27 protein-coding genes are annotated in these 22,623 nt (G+C 73.3%); 16 read left to right on the forward strand and 11 right to left on the reverse strand.

Translation table 11 applies throughout. The features are described 5' to 3' along the window. Positions 1 to 7: 7 nt before the first annotated feature. A complete protein-coding gene (locus BJY16_RS33465; RefSeq protein WP_185043550.1) occupies positions 8 to 589 on the reverse strand; it encodes a TetR/AcrR family transcriptional regulator in 582 nt (193 codons plus the stop codon). Positions 590 to 667: 78 nt separating this feature from the next. Here BJY16_RS33465 and BJY16_RS33470 point away from each other — a divergent pair, with 78 nt between their 5' ends. Both BJY16_RS33470 and BJY16_RS33475 read left to right on the forward strand, forming a co-directional pair. Next, positions 668 to 1,438: an SDR family oxidoreductase gene (locus tag BJY16_RS33470; RefSeq protein WP_185043551.1), complete on the forward strand. Its 771-nt coding sequence runs from the start codon at positions 668 to 670 to the stop codon at positions 1,436 to 1,438. Between the two features lie 44 nt (positions 1,439 to 1,482). Continuing rightward, positions 1,483 to 4,164, forward strand: a complete 2,682-nt coding sequence (locus BJY16_RS33475) for an alpha/beta hydrolase family protein (RefSeq protein ID WP_185043552.1) — start codon at positions 1,483 to 1,485, stop codon at positions 4,162 to 4,164. Between the two features lie 2 nt (positions 4,165 to 4,166). On the opposite strand, the gene BJY16_RS33480 is transcribed toward BJY16_RS33475, so the two are convergent. Beyond that, positions 4,167 to 4,712 (reverse strand): TetR/AcrR family transcriptional regulator, encoded by a 546-nt coding sequence (locus BJY16_RS33480; protein ID WP_185043553.1) that lies wholly within the window; start codon positions 4,710 to 4,712, stop codon positions 4,167 to 4,169. A 23-nt stretch (positions 4,713 to 4,735) separates the two neighbouring features. Between BJY16_RS33480 and BJY16_RS33485 the strand changes: the two genes are divergently transcribed. Beyond that, a complete protein-coding gene (locus BJY16_RS33485) occupies positions 4,736 to 5,158 on the forward strand; it encodes an SRPBCC family protein (RefSeq protein WP_185043554.1) in 423 nt (140 codons plus the stop codon). Positions 5,159 to 5,226: 68 nt separating this feature from the next. Then, positions 5,227 to 6,411: a sensor domain-containing phosphodiesterase gene (locus BJY16_RS33490; RefSeq protein WP_185043555.1), complete on the forward strand. Its 1,185-nt coding sequence runs from the start codon at positions 5,227 to 5,229 to the stop codon at positions 6,409 to 6,411. 18 nt (positions 6,412 to 6,429) lie between these two features. Here BJY16_RS33490 and BJY16_RS33495 read toward each other — a convergent pair whose 3' ends face one another. Further along, the gene (locus BJY16_RS33495) at positions 6,430 to 7,173 is read right to left on the reverse strand and encodes an alpha/beta fold hydrolase (RefSeq protein WP_185043556.1); all 744 of its coding nucleotides are present in this window, start codon (positions 7,171 to 7,173) and stop codon (positions 6,430 to 6,432) included. Between the two features lie 167 nt (positions 7,174 to 7,340). Here BJY16_RS33495 and BJY16_RS33500 point away from each other — a divergent pair, with 167 nt between their 5' ends. Then, a complete protein-coding gene (locus tag BJY16_RS33500; RefSeq protein ID WP_185043557.1) occupies positions 7,341 to 7,685 on the forward strand; it encodes an STAS domain-containing protein in 345 nt (114 codons plus the stop codon). Here the strand turns inward: BJY16_RS33500 and BJY16_RS33505 are convergent. The 3 genes from BJY16_RS33505 to BJY16_RS33515 are packed head-to-tail and all read right to left on the reverse strand — an operon-like array spanning position 7,654 to position 8,886. Continuing rightward, on the reverse strand, positions 7,654 to 8,091 hold the full coding sequence (locus BJY16_RS33505) for a DUF6069 family protein (protein ID WP_185043558.1): 438 nt from the start codon (positions 8,089 to 8,091) through the stop codon (positions 7,654 to 7,656). The two genes, BJY16_RS33500 and BJY16_RS33505, sit on opposite strands and share 32 nt — an antisense overlap. After that, a complete protein-coding gene (locus BJY16_RS33510; protein ID WP_185043559.1) occupies positions 8,084 to 8,545 on the reverse strand; it encodes an SRPBCC family protein in 462 nt (153 codons plus the stop codon). Before BJY16_RS33510 ends, BJY16_RS33505 begins: the two co-directional genes overlap by 8 nt. Continuing rightward, complete coding sequence (locus tag BJY16_RS33515; RefSeq protein ID WP_185043560.1) at positions 8,542 to 8,886, reverse strand: ArsR/SmtB family transcription factor; 345 nt, start codon at positions 8,884 to 8,886, stop codon at positions 8,542 to 8,544. The genes BJY16_RS33510 and BJY16_RS33515 overlap by 4 nt, the downstream gene beginning before the upstream one ends. Positions 8,887 to 8,957: 71 nt before the next feature. Here BJY16_RS33515 and BJY16_RS33520 point away from each other — a divergent pair, with 71 nt between their 5' ends. The 3 genes from BJY16_RS33520 to BJY16_RS33530 all read left to right on the forward strand — a co-directional run bounded on the left by BJY16_RS33520 (position 8,958) and on the right by BJY16_RS33530 (position 13,826). Continuing rightward, entirely contained in the window at positions 8,958 to 9,581 is a 624-nt protein-coding gene (locus BJY16_RS33520) for a YgjV family protein (protein WP_185043561.1), read from the forward strand. A 78-nt stretch (positions 9,582 to 9,659) separates the two neighbouring features. Beyond that, positions 9,660 to 11,918, forward strand: a complete 2,259-nt coding sequence (locus BJY16_RS33525; RefSeq protein ID WP_185043562.1) for a putative bifunctional diguanylate cyclase/phosphodiesterase — start codon at positions 9,660 to 9,662, stop codon at positions 11,916 to 11,918. 690 nt (positions 11,919 to 12,608) lie between these two features. After that, complete coding sequence (locus tag BJY16_RS33530; protein ID WP_311775285.1) at positions 12,609 to 13,826, forward strand: IS110 family RNA-guided transposase; 1,218 nt, start codon at positions 12,609 to 12,611, stop codon at positions 13,824 to 13,826. Between the two features lie 117 nt (positions 13,827 to 13,943). Here BJY16_RS33530 and BJY16_RS33535 read toward each other — a convergent pair whose 3' ends face one another. Further along, positions 13,944 to 14,387: a response regulator gene (locus BJY16_RS33535; protein ID WP_185043563.1), complete on the reverse strand. Its 444-nt coding sequence runs from the start codon at positions 14,385 to 14,387 to the stop codon at positions 13,944 to 13,946. A gap of 414 nt (positions 14,388 to 14,801) precedes the next feature. On the opposite strand from BJY16_RS33535, the gene BJY16_RS33540 reads away from it, so the two are divergent. After that, positions 14,802 to 15,218 (forward strand): hypothetical protein, encoded by a 417-nt coding sequence (locus BJY16_RS33540; protein ID WP_185043564.1) that lies wholly within the window; start codon positions 14,802 to 14,804, stop codon positions 15,216 to 15,218. Between the two features lie 198 nt (positions 15,219 to 15,416). Here the strand turns inward: BJY16_RS33540 and BJY16_RS33545 are convergent, their stop codons facing one another. After that, complete coding sequence (locus BJY16_RS33545; RefSeq protein WP_260418343.1) at positions 15,417 to 15,797, reverse strand: nitroreductase/quinone reductase family protein; 381 nt, start codon at positions 15,795 to 15,797, stop codon at positions 15,417 to 15,419. A 66-nt stretch (positions 15,798 to 15,863) separates the two neighbouring features. Next, positions 15,864 to 16,499, reverse strand: a complete 636-nt coding sequence (locus tag BJY16_RS33550; protein WP_185043566.1) for a hypothetical protein — start codon at positions 16,497 to 16,499, stop codon at positions 15,864 to 15,866. Positions 16,500 to 16,536: 37 nt separating this feature from the next. Between BJY16_RS33550 and BJY16_RS33555 the strand changes: the two genes are divergently transcribed. The 3 genes from BJY16_RS33555 (at position 16,537) to BJY16_RS33565 (ending at position 18,194) form a co-directional block, all read left to right on the forward strand. After that, positions 16,537 to 17,208, forward strand: coding sequence for an SUKH-4 family immunity protein (locus BJY16_RS33555; RefSeq protein WP_185043567.1), 672 nt, complete (start codon positions 16,537 to 16,539; stop codon positions 17,206 to 17,208). Then, positions 17,205 to 17,687 (forward strand): SUKH-3 domain-containing protein, encoded by a 483-nt coding sequence (locus tag BJY16_RS33560; RefSeq protein ID WP_185043568.1) that lies wholly within the window; start codon positions 17,205 to 17,207, stop codon positions 17,685 to 17,687. Before BJY16_RS33555 ends, BJY16_RS33560 begins: the two co-directional genes overlap by 4 nt. 132 nt (positions 17,688 to 17,819) lie before the next feature. Continuing rightward, on the forward strand, positions 17,820 to 18,194 hold the full coding sequence (locus tag BJY16_RS33565) for a VOC family protein (RefSeq protein WP_185043569.1): 375 nt from the start codon (positions 17,820 to 17,822) through the stop codon (positions 18,192 to 18,194). On the opposite strand, the gene BJY16_RS33570 is transcribed toward BJY16_RS33565, so the two are convergent. Next, complete coding sequence (locus tag BJY16_RS33570) at positions 18,181 to 19,368, reverse strand: hypothetical protein (RefSeq protein WP_185043570.1); 1,188 nt, start codon at positions 19,366 to 19,368, stop codon at positions 18,181 to 18,183. The two genes, BJY16_RS33565 and BJY16_RS33570, sit on opposite strands and share 14 nt — an antisense overlap. A 57-nt stretch (positions 19,369 to 19,425) precedes the next feature. Between BJY16_RS33570 and BJY16_RS33575 the strand changes: the two genes are divergently transcribed. From BJY16_RS33575 to BJY16_RS33590, 4 genes are all read left to right on the forward strand, one after another. Next, the gene (locus BJY16_RS33575) at positions 19,426 to 20,085 is read left to right on the forward strand and encodes a pyridoxine/pyridoxamine 5'-phosphate oxidase (protein ID WP_185043571.1); all 660 of its coding nucleotides are present in this window, start codon (positions 19,426 to 19,428) and stop codon (positions 20,083 to 20,085) included. Positions 20,086 to 20,206: 121 nt separating this feature from the next. Beyond that, the gene (locus BJY16_RS33580; protein WP_185043572.1) at positions 20,207 to 20,632 is read left to right on the forward strand and encodes a hypothetical protein; all 426 of its coding nucleotides are present in this window, start codon (positions 20,207 to 20,209) and stop codon (positions 20,630 to 20,632) included. A gap of 165 nt (positions 20,633 to 20,797) precedes the next feature. After that, positions 20,798 to 21,202 carry a pyridoxamine 5'-phosphate oxidase family protein gene (locus tag BJY16_RS33585; protein ID WP_185043573.1) on the forward strand — a complete coding sequence of 135 codons (405 nt, stop codon included), beginning with the start codon at positions 20,798 to 20,800 and terminating at the stop codon, positions 21,200 to 21,202. A 201-nt stretch (positions 21,203 to 21,403) separates the two neighbouring features. Then, a complete protein-coding gene (locus BJY16_RS33590) occupies positions 21,404 to 21,574 on the forward strand; it encodes a hypothetical protein (RefSeq protein ID WP_185043574.1) in 171 nt (56 codons plus the stop codon). Between the two features lie 22 nt (positions 21,575 to 21,596). Here the strand turns inward: BJY16_RS33590 and BJY16_RS33595 are convergent, their stop codons facing one another. Next, positions 21,597 to 22,622 carry a baseplate J/gp47 family protein gene (locus tag BJY16_RS33595; protein WP_185043575.1) on the reverse strand — a complete coding sequence of 342 codons (1,026 nt, stop codon included), beginning with the start codon at positions 22,620 to 22,622 and terminating at the stop codon, positions 21,597 to 21,599. Position 22,623: the final 1 nt, after the last annotated feature.

Genomic DNA, 22,623 nt, shown 5'->3' on the forward strand with positions numbered 1-22,623 from the left:
ACGCGCCTCACGGCGCCGGCCAGACACCCATCGCCATCGCGGCGACCCGCTCCAGGGTGTCCCGGCCGGCGCCGTCCCGCGCCTGGCGGGACATGCCCTGGACGACGGTGGCGAAGAAGGCGGCCAGCCCCGCGCTGTCGGTCCCGGGCGGCAGCAACCCGGCGTCCACATCGGCGGCGATCCGCCGGGCGACCGCCTGCTGCCCGGCCGCGCGCAGCTCCCGCAGCGTCTCCGCGGCCTCCCCGGTCCCGGCGCTGATCACCAGGCAGCCCCGCGGACGGCTCGGGTCGGTGTAGGCGGCGGCCGCCTCGCGCAGCAGCCGGCCGATCGCCCGCCGCGCGGTCGGCTCCTCGTGCAGCGCGACCGTCGTGAACGCTCCGTAGGTCCGCTGATAGTGGTCGAGCACCTCACCGAAGAGGGCCCGCTTGTCGCCGTAGGCCGCGTAGAGACTGGGCGGGTTGACCCCGGTGAGCTTGGTCAGGTCGGCGACCGAGGTGCCGGCATAGCCGTCGCGCCAGAACGCCCGGGTGATCTGGTCGAGCACCGCGTCCCGGTCGAAGCCCCGCTGCCGACCCCTGCTGACCACCATGCCGCGAATTCTATAACGACCACTACAGTCATGCTACGGTCATTCTGTAGTGGTCGTTACACAAATGTGGGAGGACACATGGCGGCACATCTCGACGGCAGGATCGCCCTGGTCACCGGGGCGAGCCGGGGCATCGGCCGGGCAATCGCGGAGCGGCTCGGCCGGGACGGGGCGTTCGTGGTGGTGCACTACGCCCGGGACGACGCCGCGGCCCGGGAGGTGGTCGCGACGATCGCCGGCGCGGGCGGCCAGGCGGCTGCGGTACGGGCCGAGCTGGGCACGCCCGGCGACATCGGCACGCTCTTCGCCGGACTGGAGCGGGCGCTGCGCGACGCCGGGCGCGAGGTCGCACTGGACATCCTGGTGAACAACGCCGGCATCGGCCTGCCGGCGACCATCGAGCAGGTCGACGAGGCGGGCTTCGACCGGGTGTTCGCGGTCAACGTGAAGGCGCCGTTCTTCCTCACCCAGCGGGCGTTGCCGCTGCTGCGCGACGGCGGCCGGATCATCAACGTCTCGTCCGGGGTGACCCGGGTGGCGTTCCCGGAGGGCATCGCCTACGCCAGCACCAAGGGCGCCCTCGACGCGTTCGGGCACAGCCTGGCCAAGCATGTCGGGCCGCGTGGCATCACGGTCAACGCGGTCGCACCCGGCGTGATCGACACCGACGTGAACGCCGGCTGGCTCCGGGACAACCCCGGCGCGCAGGCGACCGTGGCCGAGTGGTCCGCGCTGGGCCGGGTCGGGCAGCCGGCCGACGTGGCCGACGCGGTGGCGTTCCTGGCCTCGGACGACGCCCGCTGGGTGACCGCCGGCCGGATCGACGCGACCGGCGGCGCCCGCATCTAGGTCGGCGATCGACGCATTTGCACGCGTCGACTAGAACGGGCCGCATGCGCAGACTCATGGTCGCCGCGATCGCGGCAAGCACCCTGATACTCGGCATGCCGGTGCCCGCCTCGGCGGATCCACCCGCCCCGGCGACCGGCTCGCTCCCACCCGGCTGGTCGGTCGCCGGCCGCACCCTGACCTGGACCAGCGAGCGGCCGATCCCGCCGGGTGACGCGGCGGTCGAGTTCTGGTCCGGCGACCGGCTGCTCGGCCGCGCCGAGGGCGGCGCGGACCTGCGCACGTTCACCCTCGGTAAGGCCACCCCCGGCGCGCTCACCGACCTGCAGGTCCGGGTCGGCGGCCGGCGGGTCGACGCGGCGGCGCCGAAGCGGGCGCAGCGCCTCGCCGCGCCGAGCATCCCGGCCGCCGCCCCGGCGCACCCGCTCGACCCCGGCGTCCCGGGTCCCTACGCCACCACGAGCGGCGAGTACACGCTGCCCGGCCTGCGGCTGACCGGCTTCCCGACGCCGATCGAGATGCAGGCCGTGGTGGTCGCGCCGACCGGTGCGCCGGGCAAGCGGCCGCTCGCGCTGTTCCTGCACGGACGGCACTGGACCTGCTTCGCCGGTGACGACATGAGCACGATCAGCGGCGAGTGGCCGTGCCCGGCCGGCTCCCAGGCGGTGCCGAGCCACCGCGGTTACCTGCAGGCCCAGCAGCTGCTGGCCTCGCAGGGCTACGTCACCGTGTCGATCTCGGCGAACGCGATCAGCGCCCAGGACAACGACGTCGCCGACTACGGCGCGCAGGCCCGGTCCACGCTGATCCGGACCCACCTGGCGCACTGGGCCGACTGGTCCGGCGCCAAGCGCGGCTCGGCGCCGGCGATCGTCCGGGCGGTCCCCCGAGCCGACCTGTCCCGGGTGTTCCTGATCGGCCACTCCCGCGGCGGCGAGGGCGTCAGCCGGGCCGCGCTGGACAGCCTCACCCCGCCGCCGGCCGGCGCCGACGACTACCGCGGCGCGGTCCGCTGGACGATCCGCGGGCTGCTGCTGATCGGGCCGACCGCGTTCGGCCAGAACCCGCAGCCGGACGTGCCGTCGGCGACCATCCTGCCCGGCTGCGACGGCGACGTCTTCGACCTGCAGGGACAGATGTATGTGGACGCCACCCGCCAGGTCAGCGCCGGCCGCGCCCTGCACAGCGCGCTCTACGTGATCGGCGCCAACCACAACTACTTCAACACGGAGTGGACGCCGGGACAGGCTTCCGGGCCGGCGTTCGACGACTTCTGGACCGAAGAGCCCGACCCTTTGTGTACGGCCGGAGCCCCCACCCGCCTCACTCCCGGACAGCAGCAGGACGTCGGCGCCACCTACATCGCCACCGCCGCGCGGCTGTTCGTCGCCGGCGACGACCGCGCCCGGCCGCTGCTGGACGGCTCCGGGGTCCGGGCGCCGTCAGCCGGCCCGGCCCGGGTGCTGAGCCACGCGATCGGCGCGAACCGGAGTCCGGCGATCATCCCGGGTCCCGGGCTGTCGGTCCGCCACGCCCAGCTCTGCGACCAGGTCGCCGACGATCCGGCGACGGCCTGCCTGAGCACCGACGGGTTCTTCGTCGGCTCCCCGCACTTCGTCCGGTTCACCGGCCCGGAGCCGGACCGGAACGCGGTCAAGCTGTCCGGGACGGCGACCGCCACGCTGCGCCCGGCCGCGCCGATGCCGGTGGCCGGCGCCACGGCGCTCGCGCTGCGCCTGGTCGTGCCGCCGAACGCGCCGGCCACCCGGTTCCGGGTCGCGGTCACCGACGAGCACGGCCGGCGGGCCGAGCTGGGCACGGCCACCCTCACCGGGGTGCCCGGCACCGCGGCGACCACGTCGTACTGGGCTCAGGAGGTCCGGCTGCCACTGCCGCGCGGCGTCCGTACCGTAAAAGATCTGGAAATCACGCCGGACGGGGACGGACCGGCCTGGCTGATCGACGCCTGGGGCTGGCGGCCCGGCACCCCGGCGTCGCGACCGGCCGCGCTGGACCGGGTCGACGTCGGCGATCTGACCGTCGACGAGGGCGACAACGGCACCCGCGGTTACCGGATCCCGGTGCGCTCGCACGGTCCGCGGCCGGCCAAGGTCCGGCTCTTCCTGGGCGACCCGGCGAAGGCGACGACGTCCTGGGTGGCCGAGCTGAAGCCGGGGCGCACCACGATCGAGGTGCCGGTCTCGGTGGCCGGCAACACCACCTACGGCGGCGACCGGTCCTACCCGGTGACCGCCAAGGCGATCGGCAGCGCGGTGGTCGGCGACTACGTCGGCGGGGTGCTGTCCCGGGAGGACGACCCGATGCCCACCTTCACGGTCAGCCCGGCGGTCGCCACCGCGGCCGAGGGCGCGCCGCTGACCTGGACGCTGCACCTGTCCGCGGCCGCCGACAGCCCGCTCTACCTGCTGATCGTGCCGCAGCCGCCGGCGACCGGGCCGGAACTGTCCAGCACCGACGTGGACCCGGAGTGGTTCAGCGCGGTGAGCGGCCGCGATCCGGAGCCGTCCCGGCCGCTGTCCGGCACCGGCCTGGAGGTGTTCCTCGAGGTGGCACCGGGCACCACGGCGGTCGATGTCGCCATCCCGACGATCACCGACGGGCTGGCCGAGGGTGACGAGCACGTCCGGTGGCAGGCGCTGGTCTTCCCGGCCGACTTCGGCGACCCGATCCCGGTCGCCGCGGCGGACGGAACGCTGAGCGACTGACGTCACCGCTGCTGAGCCTCGCCGGCGAGGCGGACGAACAGGGCGTGCGCCGCGTCCACCTCGTCCGGGTCCTCGCCGGCGAGCAGGTCGATCAGCAGGCCCCGGCTGACCGCGACACCCAGCCGCGACGCCACCCGGTCGGGCGCGACCCCGAGCCGCTCCGCCGCCCTGCCGGCGTCGTCCAGCCAGCTCGCGGTCAGCCCGGCCGGCACCGGCGCCGCCCCGCGCGTGGCCAGCGCGAACACCTCGAAGAACAGCCGCACGAACGGCCTGGCCTCGGGACTCGACACGGCCTGCCAGACCCCGTTCATCAACTCCTCCGGGCCGGCCGCGGTCTCGGCCAGCGCGGTCATCGCGGCCCGCTGCCGGGCCTCCATGGCGCCGACCACCGCGGCGAGCAACCCCTCCCGGGAGCCGAAGTGGTGCAGCAGCATCCGGTGGCTGGTGCCGGCGCCGGCCGCGATCTCGCGCAGGCTGCGATCGGCCAGCCCGTCCCGGGCCGCGGACTCCAGAATGCGGGCGAGCAACTCGGCACGTGCTTCAGACATGTACCAAATGGTACAGTCCCCGCATGCGCTACGAGGTGAGCACCGTGATCGACGCGCCGGTCGAGCTGATCTGGCGCCTGACCGCCGACATCGAGGACTGGCCGGCCTTTCTGCCGACCATGCAGCGGGTGACCCGGCTCGACGCGGGCGAGCTGCGCGTCGGCAGCACCGCCCGGGTCAAGCAGCCCGGCCAGTTCGGCGCCGTCTGGACGGTGACCCGCCTCGACCCGGCCCGCGAGTTCACCTGGGAGACCCGCCGGCCCGGCCTGCGCCTGACCGGGCGCCACCTGCTGGAGCCGGCCGGCGCGGGCACCCGGATGACGCTCGTGCTGGACGTCACCGGCCGGGCGGCCGGTGTGGCGTCGGCGCTGCTCGGCGGCATGATGCGGGCGTCGCTGCGGCGGGAGAGCGAGGGCTTCGCCCGCCGGGCCACCACGACGGTCTGAGTTCTCCTCAGCCCGGCCGCCCGCCTGCCGACAGTCGGGGCCAGCGCGCTGGGCAAGGAGAAACGATCATGCAAGCAGTCTCGGTGCCGCCGGCCACCACCGGTCAGCTGGCCGAGGTCGAGCGGATGCTCGACAAGGTGCGCCACCACCTGGGGGTGGAGGCGGCCTGGGTGTCCGCGCTCGGCGCCGGCGACCTCACCATCTGGGCGGCGACCGGCGCGGTCGAGGAGATGCGCCTGCCGCTGGGTGGCGCCACCGGCCTGCTCGGCTCGTTCTGTGTCCGGGTGCTGGCCGGCACGCTGCCCGACGTGGTGCACGACGCCCGCCGGCACCCGGTCACCCGCGACCTGGACGTGACCCGGGACCTGGGCATCGGCTCCTACGCAGGGGTCCCGTGGCGGTCTCCGGACGGCGCCACCGCCGGCATGCTGTGCTGCGCCAGCCGGCACCCGGACCCGTCCCTGGACCAGCAGGCGGTCCGCTACCTCGGCCTGATCGCCGACCTGATCAGCGAGAACATGAGCGGGCCGCTGGCCGTCCAGCGGCACACCATCGCGTCGGCGCGCGCCGCGGTGCAGTCGGTGCTGGACGGCCGGGCGGTCCGGATGGACTTCCAGCCGATCGTGCGCCTGGGCGACGGCGCGCACGTCGGCTACGAGGCGCTGGCCCGGTTCGACCCGGGCACCTTCCGCGACCCGGACCACGCGTTCGCCGCCGCCTCGCTGTGCGGGCTCGGTGTCCCGCTCGAACTGCTCGCCGTGCGCCAGGCCCTGGACCGGCTCCCCGACCTGCCGGACCGGGCCTTCCTCGCGGTCAACCTGTCCGCCGACGCGCTGCTCGACGGCGAGGTGCTGGACACCCTGCTGGCCCACGCCGGTCCCCGGCTCAACGTCGAGGTCACCGAGCACGCCCAGGTCAGCGACTACGACCTGCTGACCGGCGCGCTGGCCGCCCTGCGCCGGACCGGCGTCCGGCTCAGCGTCGACGACGCCGGCGCCGGTTACGCCAGCCTGCAGCACATCCTGCGGCTGCGGCCCGACCTGATCAAGCTGGACATGAGCCTGGTCCGGGACATCGACACCGACCTGGTGAAGACCGCGATGGCCCGCTGCCTCAACGACTTCGCCGCCCAGATCGGCGCCGACCTGATCGCCGAGGGCATCGAGACCCCGGCCGAGCTGGCCCGCCTGCGCGACCTCGGGATCGCCCACGGCCAGGGCTACCACCTGTCCCGCCCGGCCGCCCTGCCCTGACCAGCCGGGCCGGGCCGGTCAGCGTGCCAGCGAGTCCAGCGCCTCGACCACCGCGCCGGGCGCCCGCAGCGGCAGGAAGTGATCCGCCCCGGGGACCTCGACGAAGCGGCAGCCGGGGATCCGCCGGGCCGCCGTCACACAGGCCGGGACGAACGACGGGCGCTCCAGGTCGCCGAGCAGCAGCGCGGTCGGCACGGCGACCTCCTCCAACCGGGACCACGCGTCACCGTCGTCGGCGAGGCTGTCGCCCCAGTGCAGCCAGAACCGGACCGCGCCGCGCAACAGGTCGACGACCAGCGGATCGCGGCCGGCCCGCGCCCAGCGAGCCAGGCCCTGTTCCAGGAAGACCGCCGGGTCCGGGCTGTCCGGCTCGTCATCCGGGTCGTGCGCCGGTGGGGCGCCGGAGATGCCCGGGCAGGCCAGCACCATCCCGCGGGCCCGGTCCGGCTCGGCCAGGGCCAGGTCGAGGGCCGCGCCGCCGCCCATGCTGCAGCCGGCGAACAGCGCCGGGCCGACGCCGAGCCGGTCGAGCACCCGGCGCAGGTCGTCGAGCGGGGAGAACCGGCCGGCCGGGGGCGCCGACCGGCCGAAGCCGCGCACGTCGTACCGGATCAGCCGGTACCGGCCGGCGAGCCGGGCCCGGACCGGATCCCAGATCCGGGAGTCGCCGGTGCCCGGGTGCAGCAACACGACCGGCGGCAGGTCACCGCCGCTGTCCTCGGCCCAGACCGACCCGTGCCGCACATCGATCAACCGCTCCACGGCGACGAGCCTGCCACAGAAGGTGGACTGGGCTCTGTACCGGTATCGCGGTAGCGTGGGTCACTGCGCCACGTCGGGGCCCGGCCGCTCAGGTCGTCTTCTCGGCACTCGTCCCGCAGACGCGAGGACGGGTCGAACCGAAGCGATCGGATCGGGAGTACCCCGTCATGCTGAGAACCGTTGACTCCTTCTCGGGGCTCGTCGTCGAGCTCCGGGAGCGGACCGACACGCTGACCGCCATCACCGTGGCCGGCGAGATCGACATGGACAACTCCGCCGACCTGCTGCACGAGGTGGTGCGGTTGCTGCCCCGCCACGGCACCGACCAGGTCGATCTCGACCTCGGCGAGGTCACCTTCCTCGGCTCGGCCGGCGTGCTGGCGCTGGTGCAGTGCCGGGAGATCGCCGAGCAGCGGGGCAGCCGGTTCGGCATCAGCCAGGCACATCGCAACGTCCGTCAGGTGCTGACCATCTGCCAGCTCACCGACCTGTTCGACCTGACGCCGGGCTGAGCGGTCGCCCGGCAGGCCGGCGGCCCAGGGCCAGCACCGCCGCGACGGTGATCGGCACCAGGGTCAGATGGCACAGCGCTAGGGTGATGGTGCTGACCGTGTCGAAATCCGCCGGCAGCGTCATCGCGAGCACCGTGCCGGCCGCCAGCGCCGGCCCGGCGACCAGGGCGACCCGGATCACCCAGGCCGCCCGGGGCGCCAGCAGCGCGACCGCGGTGAGGCCGAGCAGCAGCGGCACCGCGGTGAACCCGGCCACCGTCACCGCGTCGACCCGCGCGGGACCGGTCGACGAGGTGAAGGTGAAGGTCCCGCCGACGGCCCGCCCGGCCAGGTAGACCGCGAGGTTGACCAGCACGGCGACGCCGGCGGCCGTGGCGACCAGCGCGGCGCGCGGCAGCCTAGGCATCGACTTCGCGCCCGGCGCGGACCAGGTAGGCCTCGATCCGGGCGAGGGCGCCGGCCCAGACCTCGCCGGCGAAGAAGTCGCGGACCTCGGGCGCCGGGAAGCCGCTCTGCACCACGGTCATCAGGGTGCCGCCGTCCGCCGCCTCGAAGGACACCTCGATCCGGGTGGTCATCGTCATCCCGTCCGGGCTGACCCCGGTCGACTCGGTGACCAGCCGGTGCGGGCGGTCGATCTCCAGGAACGTCTGCGTCTCCCGGAACAGCATGTCCGGGCTGGGCCCCCAGACCGCGGTCTGCTGCCCGCCGACCCGCAGGTCGACCTCGATCTCCACGATGCCGGGCTGCTCGTCGAGGATGCTGAACCAGATCTTCTGCTTCTCCGCGTCGGTGTAGGCGTCGAAGACCTCCTCCGGTGTGGCCGGCAACTGCCGCGCCATCCGCATCTCCAGGCTCATTCCGAGGGTCCCTTCGGGTCGGGTCGCATGGTGAAGTAGGCATCCAGGCCGTCCAGCCGACGGGCCCAGAGCCGCTGGTAGAAGCTGATCCAGGCCATCGCCTCGTCGAGCGGCGCGGCACCGAGCCGGCACTGCCGCGACCGGCCCACCTTCTCGGTGACCACCAGGCCGGCGTCCTCCAGCACCCGGACGTGCTTTTTCATCCCGGTCAGGGTCATCCCGGTCGGCTCGGCGAGCTCCCCGATGGTGGCCGGACTCTCGCCGAGACGAACGAGGATGCCGCGGCGGGTCGGGTCGGCCAGCGCGGCGAACACACGATCCAGAGCAGCTTGCTGAACCATGTGGTTCACCTTACAACAGTGAACCGGGAGGTTCAATGTCGGGCGGATTTCCGGATCATTACGCTGACGTGGTGGAACCGCTTGATCTGATCGGCTGGGCCGGCTCGTGTCTGCTCGTCTGGTCCCTGTTGCAAAACCGGCTGCTGCGCCTGCGGGCGCTCAATCTGGTGGGCTGCCTGGTGCTCATCGGGTTCAACGCGGCCGTCGGCGTCTGGCCGATGGTGGGGCTCAACGTCGTGCTGGCGCTGATCAACATCTGGTACCTGGTCAAGATGCTGGCGACCCGGCACGACGAGAAGACCTATCAGGTGGTCGAGGTGCGGACCGACGACGGCTTTCTCGCCCATCTGCTGCACCGCCACCGCGCCGACATCGAGCGGTTCACTCCCGGCTTCACCCCGGAGCGCCTGACCGGCCACGACCAGTCGGCGTTCCTGGTGGTCAACGGCGACGAGGTGGCCGGGGTGGTGGCGTTCCACATGGCCGGCAACGGGGTGGCGCAGGTCGACCTGGACTACGTGACCGAGCGGTACCGGGACTTCACCCCGGGCGAGTTCGTCTTCCGGCGCAGCCGCTACTTCATCGACCGCGGCTGCCGGACCGTGCTGACGCCGCCCGGGATGCGGACGCCGTACTACGACCGGCTGGGCTTCCGGCGCAGCGGCGAGTCGTACGTGCTGGAGCTGACCGCCTGACGGTGGCCCGGCTCACCGGCCACCACTCTCAGCCCACCGTGGGTTCGGCCGATATTGTCGGACATGAGGACGGCGGCGGTGCGATTGCTACCGGTCCGCGCGTCGCTGTCCGTGGCGGCGTTCGCGGTCACGGTCTTCGCCCTCAACTTGACGGCCCCGCGCGGACCCGAGGTCCTGCTCTGGCTGGGGCCGTGCGGGGCCGTGCTCGTCCCGCTGGTGAGCGCCTGGCGGGTGGCCCGGATGCCGGATCTGCCGGCCCCGACCCGCCGGTTCTGGCGCACCCTGGCGGTCTGCCTGGTGATGGCCGGGTGCGGCGCCGCCGCGCACGGCTACGACACCATCCACTCCCCCTCGCTCGGCCGGCACATGTCGATCGGGACCATCTCGCTGTACGGCCTCACCATGCTCCTGCTGCTCTGGAGCCTGATCCGGCTGCCGATGGGCACCTCCGGGCGGGGCGACGTGCTGCGGATCGCGCTGGACGCGGGCACCGTGATGATCGCCGGGGCGGCCTTCCTCTGGCACTTCGAGGCCCGGCCGCAGCTGGAGGCGGCCGGCTACCGTCCCGCCACGCTGCTGGCCATGACGGTCACCCTGCTGCTCGAACTGGTCACCGTCTTCGCGATCATGAAGGTGGCACTGGCCGGGCAGGCGTACATCGCTCCCGGGGCGCTGCGCCTGCTCGCCGGCGCACTGCTGGTCGGAGCGCTGAGCAGCCTGTTGCAGGGACTCATCGAGGACCGTCGGCACCTGGACATGGTGCAGCTCACCCTGCCGGCCATCCTGGTCTGCGTGACGGCGGCCGCGGAGCGGCAACGGAAGGTCGGGGTGACCAGGGCGACCCGGGAGAAAGCCGGCCGGAGCCCGTTCAGCCGGCTGCCCTACCTGGCCGTGGCCGGCGTCGACCTGCTCCTGCTGATCTCGGTCCGGTCCGGCGCCGACCTGCTGCCAACCGTCATCGCGGTGATCGCGCTGACCGGCCTGGTGATGTGGCGGCAGGTCACCGCGTTCCGGGAGAACGCCGAACTGCTCTCCCGCCTCGACCACAGCGCGACCCACGACGCCCTGACCCAGCTGCCGAACCGGGCGCTGTTCACCGAGCGACTCGCCGCCACGCTGGCCGCCGGCGGACCGTGCCGGGGCATCGGTGTGGCCCTGATCGACCTGGACGATTTCAAGATCGTCAACGACACGCTCGGGCACCAAGCCGGTGACGTGCTGCTGGTCGCCGTCGCCCAGCGGCTGCGGGCCTGCCTCCGGCCGGGGGACACCGCGGCCCGGCTCGGCGGTGACGAGTTCGTCGTGCTGCTCGAGGACGTCACCCCGGACGAGGCGGAAGGGGTGATGCGCCGGATGATCGACGTGCTCACCGAGCCGGTCCTGGCCGACGGTCAGCACCTGCTGGTCCGGGCCAGCATCGGCATCGCCGGCGGCCGGCTCGGCGAGGAGCCCGACGAGGTGCTGCGCCGGGCGGACATCGCGATGTACGCCGCCAAGCACGGCGGCGGCGGCGCGGTGCAGCGGTACCGGCCCGGCATGGCCGGCGCGGTGGCCGGGTCCGCGGCGCTCGGCGCCGAACTGCAGCAGGCGCTCGCCGCCGGTGAGCTGTTCCTGGAATACCAGCCGATCGTCTCGCTCAGCGACCGCCGGATCATCGGGGCGGAAGCACTGATGCGCTGGTCGCACCCGGTTCGCGGCCGGATCGCCCCGGCCGAGTTCATCCCGGTCGCCGAGCGCACCGGCCTGATCGTCACGATCGGCGCGTGGGCGCTGCACGAGGCCTGCCGGCAGTTCGCTGCCTGGCGGCAGGAGCACGGCGCGGACGCCCCGGGCACGCTCAGCGTCAACGTCTCGCCGCGCCAGCTCGCCGACCCGGACCTCGTCGCGCACGTGCGGGCGGCGCTGGCCGGGGCCGGCCTGCCGGCCGACTGTCTCACCCTGGACCTCACCGGCACCGCCGAGGCAGACCTCACCGAGGCGGCGCAACGCCTGCGGGAGCTGCGCGACCTCGGCGTTCGGGTCGCCCTGGACGACTTCGGCACCGGGCAGGCCTCGCTGACGCTGCTCCACCGGCTGCCGGTCGACCAGCTCAAGCTGGACCGCGCGTTCCTGGACCCGGCCGACGGCACCGGGGTGCCGATGCCGTCGGCCGTGCTGGCCCTGGCCCGCGCCGCCGGCCTGGAGGTCGTCGCGGAGGGGGTGGAGACCGCGGACGAGGCGGCGGCGCTGGCCGCTTGCGGCTACCGGATGGCGCAGGGCTTCCACCTGGGGCCGCCGATGCCCGGCGCCGAGCTGGGTCAGCGCCTCTCGTCGCACCAAACCGCCGTCACGAGCTAAATCCCGCGCCCTATGTGAACGTCAATGACCATGCGCGATCCCGGCCCAGCGCGCGTCGCGGTCACCGGCTGGGCGTGACGGGTGCTTCGGCACGGTCGAGACACCCGTGAGGCCCAGCCGGACCACCGCCGGACGCGCTGCAACCGCGGGCCACGGCGCGCGTCGCGGTCACCGGCTGGGCGTGACAGGTGCCTCAACACGGTCGAGACACCCGTGAGGCACAGCCAGACCACCGCCAGGCGCGCTGCAACCGCGGGCCACCGCGCGCGTCGCGGTCACCGGCTGGGCGTGACGGGTGCTTCGGCACGGTGGAGGCACCTGTGAGGGCCAGCCGGACGACCGGTGGGCGCGCGGCTACCGTCGGGGCGGCGCGTGGCGCGGGCGCGGGGGCTGGGCGGGAGGGGGCCGGTGGTTTTCTGGGGGTCCACGGACCTTGAAGGGGGCGGCGATTGGTTTGGACGCGCCAGCGGCCAGATCGCCGGGCCCGGCCCGCGCTACTTAAAGAGAATTTGGTGTACGACCGCGGCCCGGCCAGGCTTGGTCGAGGTGATCGGTAGGGTGCTCAGGCCCGCGCTGCCCACTCATATGGCGGGGTGTGGCTCTCTCCCGGCTTGGACCCTGCCGGTCACCGTGGCGCGGAGTGGCTGAAGAGGGGTTTGCCCAGCTGTAAGTAGCGTTGCCCTCCCGCTGGTGTGGTTCTGCCGCGACGACGGGAAGGTCAACGGGTACATGGGTCAGCTGATCATTGGAGTCGATCCGCACAAGCGGTCCGCGACGATCGAGATCATCAACGAGCGTGAACAGGTGCTGGCCCGTGGCAGGTACGGCACCGACACCGGTGGCTACCAGCAGATGCTCGCCGCCGGCCGCCGTCACGCCGGCCGGGTGTGGGCGGTCGAGGGCTGTAACGGCATCGGCCGGCACCTGGCCCAGCGGCTGGTCGCCGACGGCGAAACCGTGCTGGACGTCCCGGCGAAACTCGCCGCGAAAGCCCGCAACTTTGACACCGGGCACGGCCGTAAAACCGACGGTCACGACGCGCACCACATCGCGGTGACCGCCCTGCGCACCCCGGGCCTGCGCCGCGTTCACGCCGACGGCGCCACCGTCGCGCTGCGGCTGCTGGCCGACCGCCGCGACCAGCTCGGTGTCGCCCGCACCGAGACCATCAACCGGCTGCACCAGCTACTGCTCGAACTGATCCCCGGCGGCGCGAAGAAGAACCTGACCACCGACCAGGCCCGCACCCTGCTCGAACGCGTCAGCGTCCCGGCCGGCGACATCGTCACCGCCACCCGCTATCAGCTGGCCGGCGACCTGGCCGACGAGCTCACCACCCTGGACACCAAGATCAAAGCAGCCAACCGGCAGCTGAAGACCGTGCTGGCCGCCACCGGCACCCAGCTGACCAGCCTCAACGGCATCGGCCCCTCCGGCGCCGCCCGCCTGCTCGGCGACATCGGCGACATCAGCCGCTTCCCGACCCGCGGGCACTTCGCCACCTGGAACGGCACCGCCCCCATCGACGTGTCCTCCGGCGACAACCATCATCACCGGCTCAACCGGGCCGGGAACCGGCGCATCAACCGGGTCCTGCACATCATGGCCATCACCCAGCTCCGCTTCGACACCCCCGGCCGCGCCTACTACCAGCGCAAACGCGCCGAAGGCAAAACCGCGATGGAAGCCATGCGAGCGTTGAAACGACGCCTGTCCGACACCGTCTACCGCCAAATGATCAAAGACGACCACACGGCACAACAGACAGCGACGGGTCCGGGAGGACACACGGGGGCGACTCTGAACTCCAGCGCGGCCGACCCAAACCCCAAGATCGACACTTCGGAAAAGTCACAACCCGGACCCGCCAACCACCACCCTAAAACACCCCTCACACCAACCCCTTGACAGAGGGGTGCCGGGAGCATGCGATCTGTACCCGCGCGGACCTGCGTCTATGACGAATTTGAGGTTGATCTTTTGACGTGGGATCGGGCAGGGGGCTTGGGCGAGCGGGGCACTGGGTCAGGCGGAGGCCAGGGAGAAGACTCCGGTGATGCGGGTGGTGGGGTGTGCGGTGGGGAGGTGCGGGGTGCGGTCGCCGGTGAGGACGGAGTGGAGTTCGGCGAGGATGCGGCGCGGGGCCAGCGGCTTGGGGAGGTAGCGGTCGGCTCCGGCGGCCAGGCCGGCGTCCACGTCGTAGGGGTGGATGCTGGCGGAGAACATCAGGATCGCCAGGTCGCGGGTGGCCGGGTTGCGGCGGATCAGGCGGCAGAGGTCCATGCCGTTCATGTCCGGCATCCGGACGTCGGTGATCAGGGCGACCGGGTGGGCGCTGCCGACCAGGCGGGCGGCGGTGGCGCCGTCGCGGGCGGCGAGGGTGCGGTAACCGGCGTTCTCCAGGGCGAAGGTCAGTAGCTCGCGGACGTCGCGGTCGTCCTCGGCGATGACCACCAGGGGCTGGTTCATGAGTGGGTCCTCCGGCTGACCTCGGGTACGTGACCTCCGGCTCTTCGGCGCGGCCGGATGCCGGTGCAGTGCGGGACGGTTGCGACTCGGTGGCGGATCCTGTCTGGCGGGGCGGCGCTTCTGTCTGGCGGGGGTGCCTGGTTGGGGCGTCGCTTCTGCCTGTGGGCGTCGCTTCTGCCTGCCTGTGGGCGTCGCTTCTGCCTGGCGGGGGCGTCGCTTCTGCCTAGGGGTGTCGCTTCTGCCTGGCGGGTGTCGCTTCTGCCTGGCGGGTGTCGCTTCTGCCTGGCGGGCGTCGCTTCTGCCTGGCGGGTGTCGCTTCTGCCTGGCGGGCGTCGCTTCTGCCTGGCGGGTGTCGCTTCTGCCTGGCGGGTGTCGCTTCTGTTTGGCGGGGGCGTCGCGGGGCACTTGTCGGGCATGGCCGACAGCGTTCTGGTGCGTTCCGCGGTTCTCGGCGCCTCGGCGGGCGCCCGCAGTCTCACTCCCCTGGCTCGCCTGGCGCTGCGCAAGCGTGGCTGGATCCGGGTGGCGGCGGGGGCGGCGGCGCTCGGCGAGATGGTGTTCGACAAGTCGGCGAAGGCGCCGAGCCGGCTCAAGCCGGCGCCGCTCGCCGGGCGGGTGGTGCTCGGGGCGATCGCCGGGGCGGCCTACGCGCGGCGGCGCGGGGCCGGGATGGTCGGACCGGCTGCGGTCGCCGGGCTTACGGCCGGGGCGGCCAGTTTCGCCGGGGCGCGCTGGCGGGCCTACGCCGCGCGGCATGACTTCGCGGTGCCGGGTGCGGTGGCGGAGGACGCGGCGGCGGTGGCCTTGGCCTGGGCTTCCTCGCGCGACTAGGGGCGGCCTTCGGCACTGGCGCGGACTCGCTCAGCCGCCCGGTTCGGTCTCCACTCGCTCAGCCGTCCAGCTCGGTCTTCACCCGCTCGGCCGCCGAGTTCAGTCTCGACTCGCTCGGCCGCCGAGTTCGATCTCCACCCGCTCGGCCGCCGAGGTCGAACTCCACGGGCTCAGCCGCCGAGTTCGAACTCCACGGGCTCAGCCGCCGAGTTCGATTTCGACCAGCGGGCTGCCGGCCAGCCAGGACTCCATGGTGCCGGCCCAGGACAGGCTCGGCACGATCTCGCCGAACACGCGGGCGCGCTCGGCCGGGTCGGTCACCGGACGGGCACGTACCGGAAGGTCCTGGTCCTTGAGGTGCAGGGTGAACTCGGGATGGGCGAGCAGGTTGGCATACCAGTCGCGGCGGCCCGGACTGCCGGAGAGCCAATAGCGGCCGCCCGCCCGGTAGCGCCACGTCTCCATCCGTCGGGGCCGGCCGCTGCGCCGCCCGATCGTGGTGATCTCCACGGTCTGCTGCTCGTCCAGGGCCTGCCGGATCGCGTCGGTCGCCGTCATCCGGCCATCCTGTTCCCTCAACCCGACTTCAGCTCAAGCATGCTCGCGCGGGGCCGATACCTTCACGGCCGCGACCATCTACGGGAGCTAGTTCAGTAGGCGCTGCGCCCAGTAGACCTGGCCGTCCGGGCCGACCCCGATCAGCGCGACCAGCAGGTCGTCGACCGACACGGGCGCGGTCGCCACGGCGGCCTCCGGCGGAGTGCCCGGGCGGGCCCGGTGCAGCACGGTCTGCAGGGTCACCGGCGAGGCGTCCACCGACGCGGTGACGGCGCTGCCCGGCCACCAGAAACCGCCGTTGATCTCGCGCGCGCCGATGCCGCGCAGCCACGGGTAGCGTTCCTCGGCGAGATCGAGCGCGTGGTCCGATCCGGCGCCGACGTCGGCGGGGTCGGCCGCGGTCGCCGCGATGAATCCGGGCATCAGACGACGGCGTTTGTCCAGCAGCACGATCCGGAACGAATCACCGGCCCGCGCCTCGGCGGGCGGCGTCCAGCTGACCCGGCCGAGCAGGATCTGCTCGCCGGGCTCGGCGTGCTCGGCGTTGCCCGGGGCCAGGGCGGCGTCGGCGGTCGCCTGGTCGACGAACCGCAGCGTGGCCTGGGCGTGCAGGGTCTGCGGCGGGTAGGGCGCCCGCTGCTGCCACCACCGCCGGCCGGCCACCGCACCGGCCACGGCCAGCAGGAGCACCACGCCCAGGATCAGTCCCACCCGTCGCCGCACCGGCCCATCCTAGATTCAGCTGGCTACAGTGGCGATCATGACGGCACTGACCCGGATCGATGCGGAAGAGCGTGCCCGCCGCTGGATCGAGGAGGCCGCCCCCGGCGCCGAACCGGTCCTGTACGAGTTCGAGCTGGGCTGGGTGATCTCCGCCCGGTTCCCGCCCGGCGATCCCAGCAACGTGCCGAGCATGGTGCTCGACCGGCGGACCGGCGATCTGGTCCTCGGCGGCACGCTGCCGCCGTCGCACCTCGCCGAGTGGTATGCCCGGGACTTCCGGCCACCGCCCCGACCGGCACGGGCCGTGCCCCGGGCCCGGCGTTTCCCGGCGACGATGAGCCGGCTGACCGTCGCCGGGAAGCACTGGCTGGCGCTCAGCGGCCGCTCCGAGATCACGCTGCCGCCGCACCCGGCCGTCGCCGCGTTCTTCGAGGCGATGCCGGCGCAGTACCGGGAGCGCGGCTGTGACCGGTCGGCCGAGGCGGCGGTCTTCTCCCGGCTCTTCTGGGCCGAGGAGAACGCCCGGGCCGAGGCGGGCCGGCCGCCGCTGACCCTGGCCGAGCTGCGGGAGCTGGTCCGCGGCGCGCGGCTGGAGTCGTACCGGATCCGCGAGGACGGCGACCCGGCCGCCGGGACGCCGGTCCGTCCCGGGCTGCCGGCCCTGCTGCTCCTGGACTACCTGGGGCTGAGCCCGGACGCGGCCGCGTGACGCGCTTCCCGGACGAGGTCGACGCCGTCCTGCGGAACGCCGGCTGGTCCGAGGGCCGGCACGTCCCCGAGGTGGCCGGCCACATGATCGAGGTGGTGTGCGCCTACACCGCGGCCGGCGGCGCCCGGCACACCCGGTTCCCGGCCGCCGAGCGGGCCCTGGCCGAGTTCGCCGGGATCTACATCGACCAGGACGGTCCCGGCCTCGTGCTGCGCCGCTCCCTGTTCGCGATCGACCCGACGATGGCGATCCCGACCGCGACCACCCTGGCCGACTTCGGCGCGGCGCTGGGCAGCCGCCTCTTCCCGCTCGGCGTCGAGGGCGTCGACGACGCCGTCCTGGCCATCGACGAGCGCGGCCGGGTCTTCGCCCTCGACCCGACCGGCGAGTGGCATCTCGGCGACACCCTGGACGCGGCCCTGACCACTCTGGTCACCGGGGCCGCCCCGGCCCGCGTGTCGGACAGCGGCACCTGGTGACCGGAAACGGGCGGTGCCCTGGTCCCGGCCGGTTTGGCCGGCGATCCGTTTATCCTGAATGGCCTGGTGCGGGCACATGAGATCCGCGAGTGGCGGGAGATCTACGGCTGAGCGCGGTCGAGGGGAGGCGGCATGCTTCGCGGGGTTGCCAAGGTCCGGATCGGCGTCCGTGACCAGGAGCGCGCCAAGCGTTTCTGGACCGAGACCGTGAAGTGCGAGGTCGTTCAGGATCAGCGCTACGGCGACGAGCGCTGGCTGGAGGTCCGGCTGCCCGACGGGGTGGTGCTGATCCTGGAGCGGGCCGACGGGCCGGATCCGGCGGCCGCGGACGGACAGCCGAACACGCCGGTCTTTCTCGCCTGCGACGACGTGGACGCGACCTGGCGGGAGCTCACCGACCGGGGTGTGAGCTTCGTCCAGGAGCCGATCGACATGCCGTTCGGACGCTGGGCCCTGCTGGAGGACAGCGAAGGCAACCGCTTCCCGCTGCTCGCTACCCGAGGCTGAAGGACCGCCGCAGATCAGCCAGGAACGAGTCGGCCGCTGAGCCGTGGGCGGTTACCGCGTACCAGACCGCTTCCAGGGCGGCCCGCAGCGGATCCGGCTCGGCGGCGGCCGGCAGGGCGGGCAGCGCCATCGACACCGGGTCGAGGGGTACGGCCAGCATCCGGGCGATCAGCTCGCGCGGCTCCATGGGTGGCAGGTAGTGCGGCTCGAAGCGGACCTCGGTGTGGTGGGTCTCCGCGCCGCGCTCCCCCATCAACTGCTTCCGCAGCGTGGCCAGGTCGGTGTACTCGGCCGGCAACGGCTCGCCGTGTTCCAGCGCTGACCAGGCCGGCGCCAGCCACGGCACCTGGGCGATGCCCGCGTGCTGATAGGCGCGCCGGGCCGCCCAGAGCGCGATCCGTCGCTGGGTGGCCGGGCCGGCGTCGACGACGGCGTCCGCGGTGTCCCGGTCGTACTGAACGATCTGGAGGATGTTGCCGCCGACCTGGCGCAGCTGATCGGTGGGCGGGCGGCCGCCCCAGACCCGGGCCAGCTCCCGAGCCTCGAACTCGGCCTGCCGGCGCAGCCGTGCCTCCTGCTCGCGGCGTTCGGTCTCGGCACGCTGCTCGGCGGTCGGCGGCTTGGGCAGGCCCCGCGCCCACTGATGCTGGTGGGCCGCGTCCTTGCTGGTCTGCCGCAGCACCGCGTCGGGCCGCGGCTGCCCGGCCGGGTCCGGCCAGAAGCGCAGCAGGTAGCGGTCCGGCCGGTGGTCGAGGTAGCTCGCGTCGTCGTCCTCGATGGTGTCCGGGTCGATCCCACCGTACGGATCCCGGCCGAGGTCCATGCCGCTGGCGCAGTACTGCACCCGGTAGACCGGCGCCTCGAGCTCGATCTCCACCAGCTCGGACTCGCCCCATTCGACCAGGCCGACCGGGGACCCGTTGGGCACGAACGACACCTCGACCACCTCCTCCCACCCGTCGGCGGGCGGGGGCGGCTGGTCGTGCATCTCCACCGTGAACCGCACCCGGCCGGTGTGCGTGCCGGTCTGCAGGATCAGCACGCCGGGCTCCGCCGCGCCGCACAACCCGTTGGCCTGCCCGGCGAACGCGTCGGTCAGGTCGGGCACGTCGTCACTGGTGACGTAGATCTGGCAGTAGGCGATTCCCGCGGTCCCGTCGTAGAGAATTCGCATCCGCCGATCTTTGCACGGCTTGACCCGGACCCTGGGGTACGGGTTTATCGTCGCCGCATGATCACCACCGACCTGCGGCAGTACCTGCGGAGCCTGCCCGTCTTCGCCGGTCCGCTGCCCGATTTCGATCCGGGCGCCGCGCCGGACGAGCCGGAACCACTGTTCGTCGCGTGGCTCACCGCGGCCGTGGACGCCGGGGTGCGCGAGCCGCACGCCATGACTCTGTCGACCGTCGACAGCGACGGCATCCCGAACGCCCGCGTGCTCATTCTCAAGAACGTCGACGCGGACGGCTGGCAGTTCGCCGTGCACGCGGGCAGCCCGAAGGGCCGGGAACTGCACCGGCATCCGGTCGCCGCGCTGACCTTCTACTGGCCGGAGCAGGGCCGGCAGATCCGGGTCCGCGGGCGGGTCCGTCCGGAACCGGCCGACCGCAGCGCCGCGGACTTCCTCGCCCGCCCGGCCGGCTCGCGCGCGGAGGCCTCCCTCGGCCGGCAGAGCCAGCCGCTGGCCGATCCCGCGACCCTGGTGCGGGAGGTGGCGGCGGCCCGCGCCCGCATCGAGGCGGAGCCCGGTTTCGTCGCCGAGGAGTGGACGCTGTGCACTCTGGCCGCCGACCGGGTCGAGTTCTGGCAGGCCGACAAGGAGCGGAAACACACCAGGCTTCGGTACGCCCGCAGCGCCACCGGCTGGGCCCGCGAGTTGCTCTGGCCCTGAGCCGCCGAGGTGAAAGCCAGGATCCGCCCGAGGCGAAAGCCGCGGCCCGCCGATGTGAAGATCATGTGGAGATGCGCCGCCCGGCCTGCCGCCCGCCGCCGATCGCTGATCTGATCTCGGGGTGCCCGACCTGACCTCCGCGATTCTGCCCGCCCTCGTCCTGGCGATCTGGGTGCCGTCCTGGTGGCGCCGCACCCGCGGGTTCCGGTTGCGGTTCGCCCTGCTGGCGCCGGTCGTCTGCGGACTCGGCTTCGTGATGGCGGCGTTCCTGGCGCTGACCCAGGGCGGCGGCTCGTGTCCGGGCTCGTGCCCGGGCGGCGCGGTGCAGCGCTGGGCGGCCGGCGCCGACAACCCGGCCCCGCTCGTCGCCTGGCTCGGCGCGAGTTCGCTGCTCGCGTTCCTGGTCTCGGTGGTGCTGACCGTCGTCACGCTGATCGTCGAGTTCGTCCTGCTGGTCCGCCGGGACGCGCGCGCCGGCCGTACCGGGAATGGTGAAGCGCAACCCGGAGCGGACCGTGCGGAAAGGGTCATCTGGTCAGAGCGTTGACCACCAGGTCGGTGAAGCCGTTCACCAGCAGCACCACGGCGATGCAGGTGAGCAGGATGCCGGCGATCCGGTCCAGCATGGCGGCGGCCGCCGCGTTGATCCGGCGCTCGACATGCCCGGACAGGTAGAGGGCGATCAGCCGCCGTTCAGGAGGTCGGTGCGAGGATGCACACCATGTCCAGCCGACTTGATCAGAGTGTTCGCGAACGACTGGACCGGGAACCGCTGGCCTGGTTGTGCACGCTGCGGCGGGACGGCAGCCCGCACCAGACCCCGGTGTGGTTCGTGTTCCGCGACGGGACCTTGTGGATCTGCAGCGCCGAGAAGAACCGCAAAGTTCGCAACGTGCTTCTCGACCCGCGGGTGTCCGTGGCGCTGGAGGGCGGAAGCGCGCCCGTGGTGGCGGAAGGCCGGGTGACGGTTCGCCCGTGTGACTTCTCGCCGGACGTCGTCGACCGGTTCAAGTCCAAGTACGACTGGGACATCACGCTTGCGAACGAGCACGAGGGCCCGCGGGTGCTGCTGGAGATTCCCGTCGCGCGCTGGCTGCTCGCCGGCGTCGCGCAGTGACGACTCCGCCAGGAGCGGGCCGCAGCTTGAGACGGATCACGGACAGCGCGGACCGGTGGCACTGATCCGTCGGCGACAGTGACGGCATGAAAGCTCTGCCGCTCGTCGCGCCGATCGCCCCAGGAACGCACCTGGCGGTCTCCGGCACGGTCTGATCTTGGCTGCCCGCTTGCTCCCGTCCGATCCCCCGCGGAGGCACACATGCAGATGGACGACGCCACGGTCACCTGGGAGACGCTGTGCGGTGCGGCGGACGAGAACCGCTTGCGGCTCGTCGCCTACGCCCACCAGCTGCGCGAGCGCATCGACGCACTCCGGGCGCAGGTCGACGAGCTTCGCCAGCGGATCGCGGACTCCGGCGACGACCTGTAGCAGCGCCGGGTAGGCGCTGGGCTCAGACGGTCTCGCGGACCACCTCGATCTCGTGCTCGGCGGAACACGGCAGCCAGGCCGGCGGAATGGTCACCGTGGGAACCAGCGCGACCCGCACCTGGCTGTCGCCGGCTACCGCCCCGGCCCGGGCCACCTCCGGGGACCCGGTCACGGCCAGGATCTCGAAGTCCCGGGCGGTGATCGCGCGCCGCCGGGTGGACTGCTCGTAGTGCCGGCGGGCCAGCGCGCCGGCCTCGTCCTCGATCGCCCGCCCGCCGCGCGCCGGAGCCGGATTGGTGACCCGGACCCCGGGGATCGGGTCGCGCATCGCGGTGACCGTCTCCGCGGGCACGTTGCCGGCCGGGCCGCCGCCGGTCGGGTACCAGATCCGGATCGGCGCGCCGGCCGGCGGGGTCGCGCCGACCACCCGCGGCCGCGCGTCGGCGGTGTCGCGCAGGTCCAGCACCGGGGCGAAGGTGACCGTGCCCGCCGCGCGGTCCAGCAGGTACACCCGGTCGGCGCTGGTCGCCCCGGCGAAACTGGTCACCGGCTGCCACACCTCGTAGGTGACGCCGTAGTGCTCCCGGGTCGGCCCGGCCGGGTCCGGGACGGCGACGCCGAGCACCACGTCGTCCGCGTCGTCCAGGGTGACGATCGGCGCGCGGGCGACCCGGAGCATCTGGCCGGGCTCGCCGGTGGCCGCGCCGAGCAGCTCCCCGCCGACCTGTTCGGCGTGGTGGGCCCGGACGGTCACCGCGCTCTGACCGGGCTCGACGGTCGCCGACCAGGCGGTCACGAAGACGACCGGGCCGGACGCGACCCGGGTGCCGGCCGGGACGATGATCCGCTCGTCGCCCGCGCCGGTCCGGGTGAACCGCAGGTCCACCGACGCCGCCGCGGGCGGGTGCCGGGTCACCCCGCCCGGGGTGCGGTCCAGCAGGGCGTCGGCCGCGCAGGCGAGCAGCCCGCGGAGCGCCTCGCGGACCGGGGACACGACCTGCTCCAGCCAGTCCGGCAGGGCGGGATTGTTCGGTACGGACGTGGTCACC

The sequence above is a fragment of the Actinoplanes octamycinicus genome, assembly GCF_014205225.1.
Classification (GTDB): Bacteria; Actinomycetota; Actinomycetes; order Mycobacteriales; family Micromonosporaceae; genus Actinoplanes; species Actinoplanes octamycinicus.

Coding starts and splice junctions, on each gene's coding strand:
- BJY16_RS33505 (WP_185043558.1), bottom strand. CDS start 8,091: ATGCCTAGGCTGCCGCGCGCCGCGCTGGTCGCCACGGCCGCCGGCGTC.
- BJY16_RS33480 (WP_185043553.1), bottom strand. CDS start 4,712: ATGTCTGAAGCACGTGCCGAGTTGCTCGCCCGCATTCTGGAGTCCGCG.
- BJY16_RS33555 (WP_185043567.1), top strand. CDS start 16,537: ATGACGGCACTGACCCGGATCGATGCGGAAGAGCGTGCCCGCCGCTGG.
- BJY16_RS33575 (WP_185043571.1), top strand. CDS start 19,426: ATGATCACCACCGACCTGCGGCAGTACCTGCGGAGCCTGCCCGTCTTC.
- BJY16_RS33585 (WP_185043573.1), top strand. CDS start 20,798: ATGCACACCATGTCCAGCCGACTTGATCAGAGTGTTCGCGAACGACTG.
- BJY16_RS33570 (WP_185043570.1), bottom strand. CDS start 19,368: ATGCGAATTCTCTACGACGGGACCGCGGGAATCGCCTACTGCCAGATC.
- BJY16_RS33515 (WP_185043560.1), bottom strand. CDS start 8,886: ATGGTTCAGCAAGCTGCTCTGGATCGTGTGTTCGCCGCGCTGGCCGAC.
- BJY16_RS33485 (WP_185043554.1), top strand. CDS start 4,736: ATGCGCTACGAGGTGAGCACCGTGATCGACGCGCCGGTCGAGCTGATC.
- BJY16_RS33590 (WP_185043574.1), top strand. CDS start 21,404: ATGCAGATGGACGACGCCACGGTCACCTGGGAGACGCTGTGCGGTGCG.
- BJY16_RS33540 (WP_185043564.1), top strand. CDS start 14,802: ATGGCCGACAGCGTTCTGGTGCGTTCCGCGGTTCTCGGCGCCTCGGCG.
- BJY16_RS33510 (WP_185043559.1), bottom strand. CDS start 8,545: ATGAGCCTGGAGATGCGGATGGCGCGGCAGTTGCCGGCCACACCGGAG.
- BJY16_RS33475 (WP_185043552.1), top strand. CDS start 1,483: ATGCGCAGACTCATGGTCGCCGCGATCGCGGCAAGCACCCTGATACTC.
- BJY16_RS33565 (WP_185043569.1), top strand. CDS start 17,820: ATGCTTCGCGGGGTTGCCAAGGTCCGGATCGGCGTCCGTGACCAGGAG.
- BJY16_RS33490 (WP_185043555.1), top strand. CDS start 5,227: ATGCAAGCAGTCTCGGTGCCGCCGGCCACCACCGGTCAGCTGGCCGAG.
- BJY16_RS33500 (WP_185043557.1), top strand. CDS start 7,341: ATGCTGAGAACCGTTGACTCCTTCTCGGGGCTCGTCGTCGAGCTCCGG.
- BJY16_RS33465 (WP_185043550.1), bottom strand. CDS start 589: ATGGTGGTCAGCAGGGGTCGGCAGCGGGGCTTCGACCGGGACGCGGTG.
- BJY16_RS33470 (WP_185043551.1), top strand. CDS start 668: ATGGCGGCACATCTCGACGGCAGGATCGCCCTGGTCACCGGGGCGAGC.
- BJY16_RS33535 (WP_185043563.1), bottom strand. CDS start 14,387: ATGAACCAGCCCCTGGTGGTCATCGCCGAGGACGACCGCGACGTCCGC.